The sequence below is a fragment of the Micromonospora sp. NPDC049801 genome (assembly GCF_040656575.1).
Lineage (GTDB): Bacteria > Actinomycetota > Actinomycetes > Mycobacteriales > Micromonosporaceae > Micromonospora.
Map to the genome: position 1 here is coordinate 123,762 of NZ_JBFAMS010000018.1, position 16,643 is coordinate 140,404.

Annotated in this window: 17 protein-coding genes, 1 tRNA gene and 1 pseudogene; 7 read left to right on the plus strand and 12 right to left on the minus strand. The window is 71.2% G+C overall.

The window, feature by feature from the left end; translation table 11 throughout:
• Positions 1–777 (plus strand): class I SAM-dependent methyltransferase, encoded by a 777-nt coding sequence (locus tag AB0I89_RS28200; RefSeq protein WP_357132936.1) that lies wholly within the window; start codon positions 1–3, stop codon positions 775–777.
• Positions 778–783: 6 nt separating this feature from the next.
• On the opposite strand, the gene AB0I89_RS28205 is transcribed toward AB0I89_RS28200, so the two are convergent.
• Both AB0I89_RS28205 and AB0I89_RS28210 read right to left on the minus strand, forming a co-directional pair.
• Positions 784–1,557 (minus strand): hypothetical protein, encoded by a 774-nt coding sequence (locus tag AB0I89_RS28205; RefSeq protein ID WP_357132938.1) that lies wholly within the window; start codon positions 1,555–1,557, stop codon positions 784–786.
• A gap of 208 nt (positions 1,558–1,765) precedes the next feature.
• Positions 1,766–1,852 (minus strand) — tRNA-Ser (locus AB0I89_RS28210).
• 75 nt (positions 1,853–1,927) lie between these two features.
• Between AB0I89_RS28210 and deoD the strand changes: the two genes are divergently transcribed.
• Positions 1,928–2,635, plus strand: a complete 708-nt coding sequence (gene deoD, locus AB0I89_RS28215) for a purine-nucleoside phosphorylase (protein WP_334627940.1) — start codon at positions 1,928–1,930, stop codon at positions 2,633–2,635.
• 128 nt (positions 2,636–2,763) lie between these two features.
• On the opposite strand, the gene AB0I89_RS28220 is transcribed toward deoD, so the two are convergent.
• The 4 genes from AB0I89_RS28220 to AB0I89_RS28235 are packed head-to-tail and all read right to left on the minus strand — an operon-like array spanning position 2,764 to position 6,261.
• On the minus strand, positions 2,764–3,963 hold the full coding sequence (locus AB0I89_RS28220) for an ABC transporter permease (protein WP_357132941.1): 1,200 nt from the start codon (positions 3,961–3,963) through the stop codon (positions 2,764–2,766).
• A complete protein-coding gene (locus tag AB0I89_RS28225) occupies positions 3,963–4,646 on the minus strand; it encodes an ABC transporter ATP-binding protein (RefSeq protein WP_357132979.1) in 684 nt (227 codons plus the stop codon). Before AB0I89_RS28225 ends, AB0I89_RS28220 begins: the two co-directional genes overlap by 1 nt.
• Positions 4,647–4,654: 8 nt before the next feature.
• A complete protein-coding gene (locus AB0I89_RS28230) occupies positions 4,655–5,743 on the minus strand; it encodes a peptidoglycan-binding protein (protein WP_357132943.1) in 1,089 nt (362 codons plus the stop codon).
• Entirely contained in the window at positions 5,740–6,261 is a 522-nt protein-coding gene (locus AB0I89_RS28235) for a hypothetical protein (RefSeq protein ID WP_357132945.1), read from the minus strand. The genes AB0I89_RS28230 and AB0I89_RS28235 overlap by 4 nt, the downstream gene beginning before the upstream one ends.
• Positions 6,262–6,393: 132 nt before the next feature.
• Here AB0I89_RS28235 and AB0I89_RS28240 point away from each other — a divergent pair, with 132 nt between their 5' ends.
• Positions 6,394–7,050, plus strand: a complete 657-nt coding sequence (locus tag AB0I89_RS28240; RefSeq protein ID WP_357132947.1) for a response regulator transcription factor — start codon at positions 6,394–6,396, stop codon at positions 7,048–7,050.
• On the plus strand, positions 7,047–8,210 hold the full coding sequence (locus tag AB0I89_RS28245; RefSeq protein ID WP_357132949.1) for a HAMP domain-containing sensor histidine kinase: 1,164 nt from the start codon (positions 7,047–7,049) through the stop codon (positions 8,208–8,210). Before AB0I89_RS28240 ends, AB0I89_RS28245 begins: the two co-directional genes overlap by 4 nt.
• Before the next feature lie 42 nt (positions 8,211–8,252).
• Here the strand turns inward: AB0I89_RS28245 and AB0I89_RS28250 are convergent, their stop codons facing one another.
• The 4 genes from AB0I89_RS28250 to AB0I89_RS28265 form a co-directional block, all read right to left on the minus strand.
• The gene (locus AB0I89_RS28250; protein ID WP_357132981.1) at positions 8,253–8,804 is read right to left on the minus strand and encodes a nucleoside deaminase; all 552 of its coding nucleotides are present in this window, start codon (positions 8,802–8,804) and stop codon (positions 8,253–8,255) included.
• Between the two features lie 31 nt (positions 8,805–8,835).
• The gene (locus AB0I89_RS28255) at positions 8,836–9,363 is read right to left on the minus strand and encodes a tRNA adenosine deaminase-associated protein (RefSeq protein WP_357132951.1); all 528 of its coding nucleotides are present in this window, start codon (positions 9,361–9,363) and stop codon (positions 8,836–8,838) included.
• A 117-nt stretch (positions 9,364–9,480) separates the two neighbouring features.
• Positions 9,481–9,648: a hypothetical protein gene (locus AB0I89_RS28260; RefSeq protein ID WP_357132953.1), complete on the minus strand. Its 168-nt coding sequence runs from the start codon at positions 9,646–9,648 to the stop codon at positions 9,481–9,483.
• Positions 9,649–9,760: 112 nt separating this feature from the next.
• Positions 9,761–10,126, minus strand: coding sequence for a hypothetical protein (locus AB0I89_RS28265; RefSeq protein WP_357132983.1), 366 nt, complete (start codon positions 10,124–10,126; stop codon positions 9,761–9,763).
• Between the two features lie 85 nt (positions 10,127–10,211).
• On the opposite strand from AB0I89_RS28265, the gene AB0I89_RS28270 reads away from it, so the two are divergent.
• Positions 10,212–10,979 carry a peptidoglycan DD-metalloendopeptidase family protein gene (locus tag AB0I89_RS28270; RefSeq protein WP_357132955.1) on the plus strand — a complete coding sequence of 256 codons (768 nt, stop codon included), beginning with the start codon at positions 10,212–10,214 and terminating at the stop codon, positions 10,977–10,979.
• A gap of 1 nt (position 10,980) precedes the next feature.
• Complete coding sequence (locus AB0I89_RS28275; RefSeq protein WP_357132957.1) at positions 10,981–12,051, plus strand: PHP domain-containing protein; 1,071 nt, start codon at positions 10,981–10,983, stop codon at positions 12,049–12,051.
• On the opposite strand, the pseudogene AB0I89_RS28280 reads toward AB0I89_RS28275, so the two are convergent.
• Positions 11,934–13,088 (minus strand): annotated as a pseudogene (locus tag AB0I89_RS28280) (DMT family transporter); the annotation flags it as partial. The gene AB0I89_RS28275 and the pseudogene AB0I89_RS28280 overlap by 118 nt on opposite strands.
• A gap of 107 nt (positions 13,089–13,195) precedes the next feature.
• Between AB0I89_RS28280 and AB0I89_RS28285 the strand changes: the two are divergent.
• On the plus strand, positions 13,196–14,866 hold the full coding sequence (locus AB0I89_RS28285; RefSeq protein ID WP_357132959.1) for a DUF885 domain-containing protein: 1,671 nt from the start codon (positions 13,196–13,198) through the stop codon (positions 14,864–14,866).
• 54 nt (positions 14,867–14,920) lie between these two features.
• On the opposite strand, the gene AB0I89_RS28290 is transcribed toward AB0I89_RS28285, so the two are convergent.
• Positions 14,921–16,504, minus strand: a complete 1,584-nt coding sequence (locus tag AB0I89_RS28290) for a DUF6114 domain-containing protein (RefSeq protein ID WP_357132961.1) — start codon at positions 16,502–16,504, stop codon at positions 14,921–14,923.
• Positions 16,505–16,643: the final 139 nt, after the last annotated feature.

The following is a 16,643-nucleotide window of genomic DNA, read 5'->3' on the forward strand; positions in this document are numbered from 1 at the left end:
ATGAGCAAGTACATCGACTTCCACGATCCTCACAATCGGGACACCTACGTCGGGCGGTCCGCGGACCCCGCCTGGTCGACGCTCTTCGCGCGACTCATGCGCCCGGAGGGTCGGTTGGTCGCCGACCTGGGATGCGGCGGTGGCATCTACACCAAGGCGATCGCGGGCATGGCACCGCAGCTGGTCGTCGGGATGGACTCGTCGCACCTGTCATTGGAGTCGGCCCGGAGCTACTGCCAGGGAGTCGACCGCGTGTCATTTCTGCTGACCGACGCGGAGGCCGTGGGCGCGGAGGACGACGTCTTCGACGGAGTCGTCGAGAGAGCTCTCATCCACCACTTCACGACGTTGCACCGCAATTTCCGGGAGGCCCGCCGCATCCTGAAACCCGCCGGCCTGCTCTGGGTCCAGGACCGCACGGTGGACGACGTCCTCCTACCGCCTTCGGCGGAGCACATCCGTGGCTACTACCTCGCCTTCGACGAACGGCTGAGGGCAACCGAGATCGAACGCCGGCGACGAGAGCCGGATGTCACGGCCGCTCTCCTGGAGGCAGGATTCCGGCTTGTCAACAGCAGCAAAGTCTGTGAGCTGCGCAAAGTGTTCCGCGAACCGGGCGAGTTGTACGAGGAGATCGTCCTGCGGCGCGGCCGGTCCCTGCTCCACGCGCTCAACGACCGGCGTATCCGTCAACTAGCCGACTACGTCGTCGAGCGGATTCCTCGTTGGCCGGCGGTCGAACGCGACACCTGGACGGTCTGGATCGCCGAAAAGTAGCCGCTGTCATGGCGCGTCGAGGTAGGTGTTCTGCTTGAGAGCCGCATCCCAGAGGATCTTGATCTGCGACGCGTACAGGGTATAGGTGGGATTGCCGGGTCGCACCACGTAGGAAACCGTCGCCTGGTCGGCCTCGTTCTCGTGCAGGTAGTGCTGCACGCGAATGAGGGAATTCTCCGACAGCCGGTTCACGTCGATCGCGATGAAGGCCATGGGCATGATGCGGTCCGACACGGCGAACTGAATATTTCCGCTGCCCCGCAAACGGATGTAGAGATCCTTGAAGAGGTTCGCCTGATTCAGGTACCGCTGCTGACTGTGGCGCTCGGAGTCCGAGTACCTCATCCGCCGAAACCCCTCGAGGACGTCGAGGTCGCCCACGTTGAGCACCAGGAAGCGCACCTGCACACGTCTGTTGAGCCCGGCGAACAGATCCTTCGCGGCCACGAAGCCGGTCAACGTGGTACCACTGATGAAGACGTCGTGACGCGCCGACGCCACAGCGGTTCTCCAGTCGAAGGTGTGGCGTTCGACGAACTCGACACCTATTCCCCGATGGGCGAGCGTCCTCGCAATTTCCTCGGTACTCCTGGTCAGCACTTTCCAGCGACTGCTGAAGAGAATGAAGAAGTCAATGACGATCATCGCCAGGAGTGCTTCAATGAATGTGAGATGCAGATTTCGTTGATTGAGGACCTCGGTGACGACCACCGCAGTCAGCGCGAATATCGCCTGAAGCGTGATGAATGCCGCGTCCAAGAACCTCAGAAGCCTCTTCATCGCCACTCCCCGAAACGGCCGAGTCGATGGAATTCAAGTGTGCGGAACCGCCTGGACACCGGAAGCTCATAGAGTTACCACAGTTAATGTGATGATCGCAACCAGTAGAAATTTCGTCTCTTCTGCAAAGTCTCACGCAGACCTTGACGGCGGAGAACAAGCAGCGCGCCGGGGACCGTACGGTCCCCGGCGCGCTGCTACGCACGAGCGGTGGCGGCGGGATTTGAACCCGCGGAGGGCGTAAACCCTCACACGCTTTCGAGGCGTGCTCCTTAGGCCACTCGGACACGCCACCGCCGACGAGGGTACAGGACCGCGGGTTCGGACGCCGAACCGGTATCGCCCGAGCCGGCCTGGCAGGATCTTTGCCATGAGTACGCACATCGGCGCGAAGCCGGGCGAGATCGCCGAGCGGGTCCTGATGCCAGGTGACCCCCTGCGGGCCAAGTGGATCGCGGAGACCTACCTCGAGGGCGCGACCTGCTACTCGACGGTCCGGGGCATGCTGGGCTTCACCGGCCGCTGGAACGGCGTCGACGTCTCCGTCCAGGGCTCCGGCATGGGCATGCCGTCCGCCTCCATCTACGCCCACGAGCTGATCAACGAGTACGGCGTGAAGACGCTGATCCGGGTCGGCTCCTGCGGCGCTCTCAGCACCGACCTGCAACTGCGTGACGTGGTGGCGGCGATCGGGTCGTCCACCGACTCGAACATGAACCGGATGCGCTTCGACGGTCTGATCGACTACGCCCCGGTGGCCGACTTCGGGCTGCTGCGTACCTCGGTCGAGGTGGCCGAGCGGCGCGGCATCGCGATGCACGTCGGACCGATCCTGGCGGCGGACGCCTTCTACACCGACCGGCCGGACCTCTACGACACGCTCGCCGACTACGGCGTGCTGGCGGTGGAGATGGAGTCGGCGGCGCTCTACACGATCGCGGCCCGGTTCAAGGCTCGGGCGCTGACCGTGCTGACCGTCAGCGACCACATCAAGACCGGCGAGAAGACCACGTCGGAGGAGCGGGAGCAGACCTTCAGCCAGATGGTCGAGATCGCGCTCGACACGATCATCGCCTGACCTTCCGGGGACGGCGCACCGCGGAGAGCGTGATGACTCACAGGCATCTTGATGCCTCACAGTCATCACGCTCTTTCGCCCACGCCGGGCCAGGCCACGCCACGCCACGACACGCCGGGCCACGCCGCTCAGACAGCGGTGAGCGCCTCCGTCGGGGCGAGCCGGGCGGCGCGGACCGCCGGGTAGAGGCCGGCGAAGCCGCCGATGACCAGGGTCGCACCCACCCCGCCGAGCATCGCCCACGCCGGCACCACGGTCGGCCAGTCCTGGGACAGCGCGTATCCGGTGGTGACCAGGATTCCCAGCAGCACCCCGCCGACCCCGCCGAGCGCCGAGAGCAGCAGCGATTCGGCGAGGAACTGGGTGCGTACCTGACCTCGGGTGGCCCCGAGCGACCGGCGTAGGCCGATCTCGGCCCGGCGTTCCAGCACCGAGATGACCATGGTGTTGGCGACGCCGACGCCACCGACGAGCAGGGCGACCGCGCCCAGCCCGAGCAGCAGCCCGGTGAAGGCGGCGTCGGTCGCCTCGGCGGCGGCCAGCGCGTCGGACGGGCGGGACACCTCCACCTCGTTGGGCGCCTCCGGGTTGGCGGTCGCGCCGAGCACCGACCGGACGGCCTCGACCTGTGACTCCTCGGCCCGGGTGTAGACGGTGCTCGGATGCCCGTCGAAGCCCAGATAGTCGGTCGCCGCCGACCAGCCGACCAACGCCGACGTGTCCAGCTCCGGGGCGAGCGGCACGGGAGCGAGGACACCGACCACGGTGAACCACCGCCCGCCCAGCCACACCTGTACCTGCGGGTCCGCCTCGCCGACCCCCAGCCGGTCGGCGGCGGTCGCGCCGAGGACCACCGCCGGGTAGCGGGCGGTGGCCTCGTTGAGCCACGTTCCGCTGGTCACCTCGGCCCCGACGGTGCCGAGCAGGTCCAGGCGGGCCGCCCGGGTGGCGATCCCGCCCGTCTCGGCGGCCGGAATCCGGTCCGAGCGGTAGACCTTGGCGTCGGACACCTGCCCGGTCGCGGATACCTCGGTCACCGGACCGATTCGGCCGATCATGGACACCGACTCCTCGGGGAGCTGGGCGTCCGCGCCGAACAGGGTGTTGCCCGATTCCACGGTGAGCAGGTTGGTGCCGAGCGCGTCGAGCGCCCGGTCCAACTCGGCCCGGGACGACGAGGAGATGCCGACGACCGCGATCATCGCGGCGATGCCGATCGCGATGCCCAGCGCGGACAGGAACGCCCGCAGGGGTCGGGTCCGCAGGCCCACGCCACCGACGCGCAGGACGTCCCCGGGGCCCATCCGGGCCGGGGTGAGCACCGCCATCAGCCGACCCCGCCCGTCGCGAGGACCGAATCGTGCCGCACCGCGCCGTCCCGCATCCGTACCTGTCGGGGCAGGCTGTCGGCGATCTCCCGATCATGGGTGATCACCACGACGGTGGTGCCGGCCCGGTGCAGCTCGTGCAGCAGTTCCAGCACTCCGGCGCCGGACGTCGAGTCGAGGTTCCCGGTCGGCTCGTCGGCGAGCAGCACGGCCGGCTCACCCACCACCGCCCGGGCCACGGCCACCCGCTGCCGCTCCCCGCCGGAGAGTTCGTGCGGCCGGTGCCCCAGCCGGTGGCCCAGGCCGACCCGGACCAGCGCGGCCTCCGCGCGGTCGCGCCGCCTCCGCAGGGGTACGCCGGAGTAGAGCAACCCGTCGGCCACGTTGTCCACCACCGGAACGCCGGGGGCCAGGTGGAACTGCTGGAACACGAAGCCGATGCGGGTGGCCCGCAGCGCCGACAGCTCCCGGTCGGTGAGCTTCGCCGCGTCGTACCCGTCGATGAGGACGCTGCCCGACGAGGGCCGGTCGAGGGTGCCGATGAGGTGCAGCATCGTCGACTTGCCCGACCCGGACGGGCCGACGATGGCCACCAGCTCGCCGTAGCCGATCCGCAACGACACGTCGTCCAACGCGACGACGCCGCCGGAATACCGCTTGCTGACCCGGTCCAGCACGATCACGTCGCCCGTCACGCCGGCACCACCACCGTCGTCCCCTCGGCGATTCCCTCGCCGGTGACCTCCACCCGCCCGTCGGCGAACAGGCCCGTGGTCACCGCCACGATCCGGCGGGCGCCGCCGTCGACGACCTCGACGCCGTAGCCGCCCTCGGCGAGGGCCAGCAGCGCCGCCACCGGCACAGTGAGCACGTCCGCGCGTTCCGAGGCGGTGAAGGTGACGTCGACGCTGGCCTGGTCGAAGCCGGCGAGGGCCTTCGGATCGGTCACCGTTACGGTCACCTCGATCTTCGTCTCCGCCTCCGCCGCCTGGCCGTTGGCGCCGGCGGAACCGGTCTGGATGACCGTCTCGACCGTGCTGATCGTGCCGTTCACCGCCCGGCCGTCCGGCAGCTTGACCGCGACCTTCGCGTCGCGCTTGGCCAGCCGCTGGTCGTCCACGTCCAACTCGACGGTGACCACCCGGCTGGTGCCGGTGTAGGTGAGCACCGCCTGACCGGGCTGGGTGACCGCGCCGACGTCGAGCTGGTGGCTCTCCACCCGCACCTCCCCGTCGGCGTACACGACGCGCGCGGGCTCGACCCGGCCCGTCTCGGCCAGGCCGAGGTCGTCCTGCCACTCGCGGACCGCGTCGGCGGTCGCCCCGGTGTACTCGTCATCGACCGTGAATCCGTCGTAGCCGAGCGCCACGAGGTTCCGCTCGAACTGCGCGACGTCGGGGCCCTCCACCCCGGGGGCGAGCGTCCGGTACGCGGGCAGTCCGCCGTACAGGAGCACCACCTCCGCGTTGTCGACCAGGTAGAGCGCCTTGCCCCGCCGTACCGTCGACCCCGTTGCCGGCAGTCCGGTGAGCGTGCCGCTCAGCCTCGCCGTGGCGGTACGCGTCGTGCCGTACCCCAGCTCGCCGTCGGCGGTCTGGGAGTCGGCGAGGGTCTGCCGGGTGATGGCGGCGGTGGCCGCCGAAGCGCCGGCCTGGGCGGCGTCGCCGCCGCTCCGGCCGCCGAAGCCGACCGCGGCGATCACTCCCACGGCCGCGACCAGCAGCACGACGCCACCGACGAGGGCAGCCCGCAGCGGTACGCGTCGGGTGGCGCCGGTCACCGGCCACCGCCGAACTGCGGCGCGTACTGCCGGCACTTCTCCATGGCGGCGCGCAGCGCCGGGTCACCGAGGTCGAGCCCGCTGTCGCCCTTGGTGATCTGGATCCGTCCGTCGGCGTCCGGGTCCGGGAAGTTCGGCACGCCGTTCTCCCGCATGCACTTGGCCATGGTGCGCATCTGCTCGGCCTGCTCCGGGTTGAGCTGGGGACCCTGCCCGCCGTTGGGCAGTTTGTCGCGGCACTTCTCCATGGCGGACTGCACCTTCTGCGGGTCGACGTTCTCGCCGAACCGGAACGCCGGCCGGCCGCCCGCCTCCGGGTCGGGCATCTCCACCCCGTTCTCCCGCATGCACCGGGCGAACGCGAGCTGCCGTTCCGAGTCGTCCGCCGGTGTGGCGCTCGCCGTCACGCCGTCCTTCGCCCCGCCGGCGGTCGCGACTCCACCGCCGTCGTCCGCTGGGCCGCACCCGGCCAGTGCCAGCACGAGCAGGGCGGGGATCGCGAGTATCTGTCGCCGCATGGTGTCCGCCTCCGTTTCCTCCTCCGGCGCGGATCGCCGGACGTTGCCGCCCAGTTCACGGCAGCGGACGTATCCGGGGCGTAACCGTGCACGGTTACGCCGCCGTTACCCGCCAACGGGGACCATGGACGGGTGAGAGTGCTGGTGGTCGAGGACGAGAACCTGCTGGCGGACGCCATCGCCGAGTGGCTGCGCCGTGAGTCGTTCGCGGTCGACGTGGCGTACGACGGGGACGCCGCGCTGGAACGGCTCGGCGTCAACGAGTACGCCGTGGTGGTCCTGGACCGGGACCTGCCGGTGGTGCACGGCGACGACGTGTGCCGGGCGATCGTGGACGCGGGCGGGGAGACCCGGGTGTTGATGCTGACCGCCGCCGCGGCGGTACGCGAGCGCGTGGCGGGCCTGGCGATCGGCGCGGACGACTACCTCACCAAGCCGTTCGCCCTGGTGGAGTTGTCGGCGCGGGTGCACGCGTTGACCCGTCGCGCCCGCCCGGCCGCACCGCCGACGTTGCGCCGCGCCGGGATCCAGCTCGACCCGGCCCGCCACGAGGTACGCCGCGACGACCGGCACGTGGCGCTGTCCCGCAAGGAGTTCGCGGTGCTCGCCGAGTTGCTACGCGCCGACGGCGCCGTGGTCTCCGCCGAGGAGCTGCTGGAACGCGCCTGGGACGAGCACATCGACCCGTTCACCAACGTGGTCCGGGTCACCATGGTGAAGCTGCGCCGTAAGCTCGGCGACCCACCGGTGATCGAGACGGTGCCGGGAGCGGGGTACCGCATCCGATGAAGCGGCTCACCATCCGCGGTCGCCTCACCCTGATCTACGGTGGGCTCTTCCTGCTGGCCGGCGTGGTCCTGCTCGCCGTCACGTACGTGCTGGTGGACCAACGGACGCCCCAGCCGTTCGGGGTGAAACTGAGCGACCTGCCGAAGACCACCGCGACGCCACCCAAGCCGGGCAACGGGCAGAACATCGAGACGCTGCGCGCCCTCGTCGAGGAGGCGCAGAGCGAGGCGAGGCGCAACGCGTTGGAGTCGCTGCTCACCCAGGGCGGCATCGCGCTGATCGTGGTGTCGGCGGTGGCCATCGCGTTCGGCTGGCTGCTCGCCGGGCGGGCGTTGCAGCCGTTGCAGCAGGTCACCGACACCGCGCGGCGGATCGCCGGGGCGGACACCGCCGGTCGCGGGCTGCACGAGCGGATCGCGCTCGCCGGTCCCCGCGACGAGGTACGCGAACTCGCCGACACGTTCGACGAGATGCTGGAACGGTTGGACCGTTCCTTCGACGGGCAGCGCCGGTTCGTGGCGAACGCCTCGCACGAGCTGCGGACGCCGTTGGCGCTGAACCGCGCGCTGGTGGAGTTGGCCGTGACGCGGCCGGACGCGCCGGAGGAGACGCGCAGGTTGGGCGAGTCGCTGCTGGCGGTCAACGAGCGGCACGAACGGCTCATCGACGGGCTGCTGACCCTCGCCGACTCGGAGAACGAGCTGACCGAGCGGACGGCGGTCGACCTGGCGGAGGTCTGCGCGCACGTGATCGACCAGGCCGGCAAGCAGGCGCCCGACCTGCCCGTACACCGGTCGCTCGCCCCGGCCCCGACCAATGGCGACCCGGTGCTGTTGGAACGGCTGACATTCAACCTGGTGGAGAACGCGCTACGGCACAACCTGGCCGCCGACGGATGGGTCGAGGTGCGCACCGCCCTGGTGGACGGACGACCCACCCTGACGGTAACCAACACCGGCCCGCTGATCGCCGGCTACGACGTCGAGACGATGTTCCAGCCGTTTCGCCGGCTGTCGCGCGAGCGGGTGGCCGGTACGCGTGGTTTCGGACTGGGCTTGTCGATCGTCCGTGCGGTTGCTCGGGCCCACGGCGGCACCGCCGAGGCGCACCCCCGCCCGGGTGGCGGCCTGGTCGTCACGGTCACCCTGCCCGCAACCTGACCACCCGCCTCCCCCTCGCGGGGCCAGCGAGAGCGCGGGGCCTCAGCGGAAGAAGGCGCGCAGCACGGCGGCGGTCTCGGCTTCCAGCACACCGCCGTACACCTCGGGACGGTGGTTGAGCCGGCGGTCGCGCAGCACGTCCCAGAGCGAGCCGGCCGCACCGGTCTTGGGTTCCCACGCGCCGAAGACGACCGTGGAGACCCGGGCGAGCACCAGCGCGCCCGCGCACATGGTGCACGGCTCCAACGTCACCACCAGCGTGCAGCCGTCCAGCCGCCACTCGCCGGTCCGTTCGGCCCCCCGGCGCAGGGCCAGCACCTCGGCGTGGGCGGTGGGGTCGCCGGTCAGTTCCCGCTCGTTGCGCCCGATCGCCAGCTCGCCGCCGTCCGGGCCGTAGAGCACCGCGCCCACGGGAATGTCGTCGACGCCACCGCTGGGGATCGCCGGGTCGGTGACGGCGACCTCCAGGGCTCGGCGCATCCACCGCTCGTGCCGCTGCCGTCGCCCGATCTCACCGGGGTCGGCCAGGCCCTCGTGCGCGCCCGGCCCGGCTCGGCCCACCGCGCCGGGCGTCGGCTGGCCCGGCCTGATCATCTCCAACGACGGGTCGGTGGCGTCGGCCGGCTCAGACCTCACGCAACTCCTCGACCTCGTCGGCGCAGCCGAGCGCCTCGCAGATCTCGGCGGTGACGTCCGCCGGCAGCATTCCCTCGGTGCCGCAGAGCGTCAGCAGCTTCTGCGCGGAGATGCCCAGGTTGGCGAGCAGGTCGGCGTCGCCCACCGGATCGGCCTCCGGGTCGACGGCGGGCTGCTCGCTCTCCTCGTCGCCGCTGGCGGCGGGGCGCGGCTCGTCGTCGCCGTCGAGCCCGGTCACCGACGTCTTCAGGTCACCGACCAGCAGTTGACCCAGCCGGGACTCCTCGGCGTACGCCGAGTCCGATCCGAAGACCCGCAGGTCCTCGCCCTCGTCGAGACGCAGGATCACCAGGTACGCGTCGTCGGCCTCGACAAAGAGCAGCGACACGTCGGCTTCCTGGTCGACGTCGCGCAGCCGGTCGGCGACCTCGTCGATGTCCGTGGCACCCCGAAGGTTGACCTCGGTCGCGGTCCAGCCACTGTCATCACGCACCACGGCCGCAGCGAAGTACGACACGGTTCCCCCAAAAGCCCTCGGCACAGCGCCGACTCGTCAAGGGTGCACGTTAGCCGGTCGGGTCGGCAGGCGACCGGTCAACGCCCCGAGACGCCGGCCAAACCTGACAAAGTCCGATCAGCCAGTTACCCGACGGCGGGTGGCGATGAGTTGGCGTAGACGCTCGGTGCGCTCTCGCTGCGGCCGGCTGCGCTGGCGTACCGCCCGTGCGCCCGCCAACTCGGCGAGCAACTGGAGGCGGCGGCGGTTGCGATCCGGGTCCTGCCGCGGGGTGGTCCAGGCCATAGTGCCGAGAGTGCCGAGTCTCGGCGGCCACGTCAAGACGGCGTTCGCTCCGCAGCCAACCGGGCACGCGACGCAGTCGCCCACGCCCTGATCCGGGTCGGTCCGGCCTCGCTCACCACAGCGGCCAGTCACCGCTCGTCGCCCAGCGCACGGCCACCACGGCGGCGGCGATGCTCCAGCCGCCGGCGGTCACGATGGCCACTCCGGTGGCCACTCCACGGTCGCCGTACCGCACCAGCACCAGCGCGGTGGCCCAGGCGAGCAGGCCGGCCACCACCGTCCACCACGCGTAACCGACCACGTCGGTGCCGAGGAGCCCGAACAGCAGCAGCCAGGCAGCCGCCGCACCGCCGCCGGAGGCGACCCCAGCGCCGGTCACCGGGTGCGGTTCGCGGTAGGTCGGTCTGGTCGGTGGCCCGGCCGGGAAGAGCCCCGACGGGGTACGCGACGCCGGGCGCGCGGCGGCCGGGTCCGGGATGGGGCCTTCTCGGGCGATGCTCACCGGCTGCCCTCCCTCACGCGCGTCGCTCGTCCCCACGGTACCGGTCTGTCAGGATGGCCGAATGCCCTCGCCGACGATCGGTCGCCGCGTGCGTCCGGCGTACCCGATCCTGTTGCTGCTCGCCCCGATGCTCGCCGCCGGTTGCGCGACCACCCGGCCCGGGGTGCCGCCGGACGGCGTCGCCGCGCCGTCGCCGTCGGCGGTCTGGGCGACCGGGGAGCAGCCGGCGGCCCCGCCGGTCGCGCCGACCACGAAGCCCCCGGCCAGCCCGACGCCGTCGTCGGCCACGCCGTCGCCGAGCGCGCCCCGCGCCGGGGTCCGGCATGTCTTTCCGGTACGCGCCGACAACGTGGACTACCACCCGACGCACGGGGCGTACCCTGCGACGGACGTGTTCGCGAACTGCGGTCAGCCGTTCGTGGCGGTGACCGACGGCAAGGTGCTGGAGGTGAGTCGCGTCGACAGGTACTCCAAGAGCGGGCCGCAGGGCCCGGACAACGGCGGCCTGTCGGTGTCGCTGCTCGGTGACGACGGGGTGCGTTACTACGGCTCGCACCTGAGCGTCGTCTCGTCCGACGTCGAGGCGGGGGTCCGGGTGCGTGCCGGTCAGCAACTCGGCAAGGTGGGCCGGACCGGCAACGCCAACAACGTCTGTCACGTGCACTTCGGGATCTCGCCGCCGTGCGCCGGTAAGGACGGGTGGTGGATCCGGCGCGGCGTGATCTGGCCGGCGCGCTACCTGGACTCGTGGCGGCGCGACGGCAACCGGGAACCGGCCGCCGAGGTGACCGCGTGGCAGCGCCAACACGGCTGCCCGAAGGCTCCCTGACATGGCCGCCCGGGACCCCATCGCCGACCTGCGCCGGATCGCGTTCCTGTTGGAGCGGGCGAACGAGGCCACCTACCGGGTGCGGGCGTTCCGTTCGGCGGCCACGGCGCTGGCTGGCCTGCCGGCGGCCGAGGTAGCCGAACGGGCCGGCAACGGCACCCTCACCGAGCTGGCCGGTGTCGGCGACGTGACGGCTCGCTGCGTGGCGGAGTCCCTGGCCGGTGAGGAACCGGTCTATCTGCGCCGGCTGGTGGCGACCGAGGGCAGCGACCTCGATGCCGAGGCCGCGGCGCTGCGCGCCGCCCTGCGGGGCGACTGCCACACCCACTCGGACTGGTCCGACGGCGGCTCGCCCATCGAGGAGATGGCGCTGGCCGCCGTCGAGTTGGGTCACGAGTACCTGGTGTTGACCGACCACTCGCCGCGGTTGACCGTGGCCCGGGGGCTGACCGCGGCGCGGCTGCGCCGTCAGCTCGACCACGTGGCGCAGGTCAACGCGGCGCTGCCGGAGGGTTTCCGGATCCTCACCGGCATCGAGGTGGACATCCTCGCCGACGGGTCGCTCGACCAGGACGAGGAGTTGCTGGCCCGACTCGACGTGGTGGTCGGCTCGGTGCACAGCGGCCTGAAGGACGAGCGGTCGAAGATGACCCGGCGCATGGTGCGGGCCGTTGCCAACCCGCACCTGGACATCCTCGGTCACGTCACCGGCCGGATGGTGTCGTCCCGGCCGGCCGGGGTGACCGGCCCGGGTGACAAGGGGCACCGGGCCCGGACCCGCGCGGAGAGCGACTTCGACGCGGACGCCGTCTTCGCCGCCTGCGCGGAACACGACACCGCAGTCGAGATCAACTCCCGGCCGGAGCGGCAGGACCCGCCGAAGCGACTGATCCGACGCGCCCTGGAGGCGGGCTGCCGCTTCGCGATCGACACGGACGCGCACGCGCCCGGCCAGCTCGACTGGCAGCGGTTCGGCTGCGAGCGGGCCGCGCGCTGCGGCGTCCCGGCCGACCGGGTGGTCAACACCTGGTCGGCCGAGCAGCTCGTGGAGTGGACCCGCAACCGAGCCTGACCGGCGGTCCGGACTGGTCGGGGCATGGCGGCGGGTCAGCGGCGGGCGGGCTCGACGGCGGGCGCGGCGGGCTCGACGGCCGGCGCGGCGGGCGCGCTCACGCCGACGACCGGTCGGGGCGTCCGACGGCCGAACACGCCCTGCGCGACCGCGACGCCCAGCAGCACGATGAGCGCACCGACCGGCTGGTGCCAGTTGAGCCGCTCGTCCAGCACCACGGCGCCGATCAGCACCGCGAAGATCGGAATCAGGTACGTGACGGTGGACGCCGTGCTCGCGCCGGCCAACCGGATGTTGCGCATGTTGATGACGAAGGCGAGCCCGGTGCCGAGCGCGCCGAGGGCCAGGACGCTCGCCACGACCTTCGCCGACAGCTCGGTGGGCAGCGGCGGCGCGCCCGCGACGAACGGGGTGACGATGGCGAGCTGCACGGTGGCGAGCAGCAGCTGCGCCGTGGACAGGGACAGCCCGGAGTGCGTGCTGCCGGCGATGAACCGCTTCTGGTACGGGATGGCGACGCCGTAGCAGGCGGCCGCCCCGAAGCACATCACCTGCCCGACGAAGTGCGCCCCTCCGATGCCCTCCCAGACCCCGAGCACGACGAGTACGCCGACGAAGCCCAGCCCGAGGCCGATCGCCCGGCGTACGGTCAACCGCTCGGTCCGGAACACCAGCACCGCGAGCGGCAGCACGATCAACGGCGTCGTCGCGTTCCAGATGCCGGCGAGCATCGACTCGACCCGTTGCTCGCCGTAACCGAAGAGGGTGAACGGCACGGCCACGCCGAACGCGGCGACGACGGCCAGGTGCGCCCACACCCGGGGCTCACGGGGCAGCCGGTCGCGCAGCACCGCAAGGACGACCAACAGGGTCAGCGCGCCGGCGCCGACGCGGTAGAGGGTCAGCTGCACGGGGTGCAGCTCGGCCACGCCGACCTTGATGAACAGGAAGCTGGAGCCCCAGATGGCGGCGAGGGCGAAGAAGCCCGGTAACCAGGCCCGCAGCGGGACCCTGTCAGGAGCGATATCGGTTGTCACCCCTGACACTCTGCCGGAGGGGTGCGACAGAGTCGTCCGCTTTTCCGCTGCTTGGACACGACAATTGACATCGACATCCTGACCGGGCGGTCACGTAGTGTCGCAGCGTGGGACGAATTGATGAAATCGCCAACCGCTACGTGGACAAGTGGGCGCCGTTGAGCCCGACCGGCGCGACCTACGTCGGCATCGCCGGCCATGACAACAAGCTCGACGACCTCTCACCGGACGGATACCGGGCGCGCGCCGACCTGACCCGCGAGACGCTCACCGAGCTGGAGACGGCCGAGCCGGACACCGAGGCGGAGCGCACCGCCAAGGAGGCCATGCAGGAACGGCTCGGTCTGGACCTGGCCCGCTACGAGGCCGGCGAGACGACCAGCGAGGTCAGCGTGATCACCAGCGGGCTGCACGAGATCCGCATGGTGTTCGACCTGATGCCGACTGCGACGGCCGACGAGCAGGCCAACATCGCCACCCGGCTCAACGGCCTCGCCGGCGCGCTGGAGGGCTACAAGACCACGCTGCGTGAGGCGCTCGCCGACGGGCAGGTCAGCTCGAAGGTGCAGCTCGTCGAGGTGGCCAAGCAGTGCGACATCTGGACCGACCCGACCGGGGACAACTTCTTCCACGGTCTGGTCGAGCGGCTGGGCGCGGACGGCACCCTCGGCGCCGAGCTGCGCAGGGGCGCGGCGGCGGCCACCGCGGCCACCGCCGAGTTCGGTCAGTTCCTGCGGGCCGAGCTGGCCCCGCACGGGCGCGACAAGCAGGCCGCCGGCCGGGAGCGCTACGAACTCGCCTCGCAGTACTTCCTCGGCGCGAAGATCGACCTCGACGAGACGTACGCCTGGGGTTTCGCGGAGCTGGCCCGCCTGGAGGCGGAGATGCGGGTCGTCGCCGGGCGCATCGCCGGTTCGGGTGCGACGGTCGACGAGGCGGTGGCGCGGCTCGACGCCGACCCGGCGCGCACGATCCAGGGCAAGGAGGCGTTCCGCGACTGGATGCAGGCGCTCGCCGACAAGGCCATCGCCGAGTTGCACGGCACCCACTTCGACATCCCGGAGCAGGTCCGCCGGATCGAGTGCTGCCTCGCGCCCACCAGCGACGGGGCCATCTACTACACCGGGCCGAGCGAGGACTTCTCGCGGCCTGGTCGGATGTGGTGGGCGGTGCCGCAGGGCATCACCGACTTCTCCACCTGGCGCGAGGTGACGACGGTCTACCACGAGGGCGTGCCGGGGCACCACCTTCAGGTGGCCCAGACGGCCGTCCGGGCCGACCTGCTCAACCGCTGGCAGCGGCTGCTCTGCTGGGTCTCCGGGCACGGCGAGGGCTGGGCGCTGTACTCGGAGCGGCTGATGGACGAGCTGGGTTACCTCCAGGACCCGGGCGACAAGCTGGGCATGCTCGACGGTCAGGCGATGCGCGCCGCACGGGTGATCGTCGACATCGGCATGCACCTGGAGCTGGAGATCCCGAAGGACAACCCGTTCGGCTTCCACCCGGGCGAGCGGTGGACGCCCGAGCTGGGTTGGGAGTTCATGCGGGCGCACTGCCGGGTGCCGGACGAGAACCTGCGCTTCGAGCTGAACCGCTACCTGGGTTGGCCGGGCCAGGCGCCGTCGTACAAGGTGGGTGAGCGGATCTGGTTGCAGGCACGCGAGGACGCGATGGCTCGCAAGGGCGCCGACTTCGACCTGCGGGAGTTCCACCGGCAGGCGTTGGACCTGGGCGCGCTGGGCCTCGACCCGCTGCGCAAGGCGCTGGCCCGACTCTGACCGGTGTTCAGCTCGTGGGGCGGCGTCCGGTCCGGACGCCGCCCCACGCTGCGGTCACTGCAACGTCTGCTTGAGGGTGGGTCGGCCGGTCAACGTGTCGCAGGAGATGAAGGCCAGGTCGATCTGCGGGTCGGTGAACGTGAGCGGCAGCGGCGAGGTGACCGGGATGCCGTCGGGGAAGGGCAGGTCCGGAGTCAGGGTGACCTTGATGCCCAGGAACCGGCCGACGAACCGGGTCGCGTAGAAGGTCACGTCACCGTCGATCGTCAGTTGGTCGGTCTCGCTCAACAGCGAGCCGCCCGAAGGCCCCGCGACCAGCAACGCGAAGTCGCTTGTCACCGCCTTGCTCATGGTGAACTTCAGCGCCCGCATCTCGCCGTTGGCGGTGCGCAACGGCTCGACTCCGCGAAACCGCAGGTTCGTCATCTCCACCTTGGACCCGGTCAGTTTCGCGGGGGTGGCCGAGACCTTGGGCATGTCCGGGTCCGCGGCCAGCTTGGGCAGCGGCTTGCCGGGCTCGACGGGCGCGGGCTTGGTCGGCTTCGGGCTGGCACACGAATCGTCGGGGGCGCGGGTGGGGGTCGCCGTCCGGGTCGGGCTGGGTGTGGCGCTGACGCTGACGGTGGGAGTGGCGCTCGGAGTGGCCGACGCGCCGGCTCGCGCGGCGCTGCCGGTGGGCTCGGCCGATCCACCTGTCGGTTCCGCCTCGTCGTCGTCGCCGCCGGTGAACAGGTCACCGATGCCGTCGACGATGTCGGTCAGCAGATTTCCGTCCGACTTATCCGACGTGGCGGTGGGGCTCGCACTCGGGCTCGGGCTGGCCGGAGAGGTGGCGGGGGTGCTGGGCCGGACCGACGAGGTCGGGGTTGGGCAGGAGGGCGCCGCCGCTCGCACCGGCGACGCCCAGTCGACCGTCGTCAGACCCGCGCTGGCGAGGCTCATCAGGAGCAGCGTCACCACGTACGTCTTCGGGTCGCGGGCCACCGTCGACCTGGTCTGGGACGCCTCCGGCTCGGCGGCGAAGGGCGGCATCTCCGTGGTGTCGCCCGCGCTCGCCCGCTCAGCCGGTGCTGGTTCGCGCAACACGGCACGCGGCTGCGGGAGGATGTCGGTGAGCGGCCCGGTGACCTCGTCCTCCCGCTCGCGCTCCGGCAGCAGCTCGTCGACGAGCGGCGCTTCGTCGGCGGTGGCGCCGTCCTCGGCCCGCTCGTCGTCCGGCTCCTCGGCGGCCAGGGGCACCGCCGCGGACTTCTTCACCGGCACCCAGGCGAAGCCGAGCGCGCTACCGACCATGCCCAGCAGCATGCCGATGAAGAACCCGCCGAGGTTGACTCCGATCAGCGAGTAGACCGCGGTCACCGCGCCGACGATGGCATAGAAGATCCGCTGCGCGGGGCTGAGCCACATCAGGAGGCCGCAGGTGACCAGGATGGTGGGGATCAACCAGGACAGGAAGCCGGTCGGGCCCATCTGCAGGGTCAGCCCGGCCAGGCTGACCTTGGTGGTGCCGAGGATCTCCACTCCGGCCAGGATGGTGAAGAGGCCGCCCCAGAATGGCCGGGACCGCCGCCAGCGGCGGAAACCGCGCCAGGCCTGACCGACACGGCCGGGCTGCGCGCGATGAGTGGCGGTCGACACGTACGTCCTCCTGGGGTGAAAGGGGTGGGCAGGACCGAGGCTCGCGAGGGGATGCCGGCGGTGACCGCGTCGTCGAGTGCCCGCATGGTCTCGTCGATGGGCGTGCGCTGGTCCCAGATGTGCACCCAGTAGACGTCGA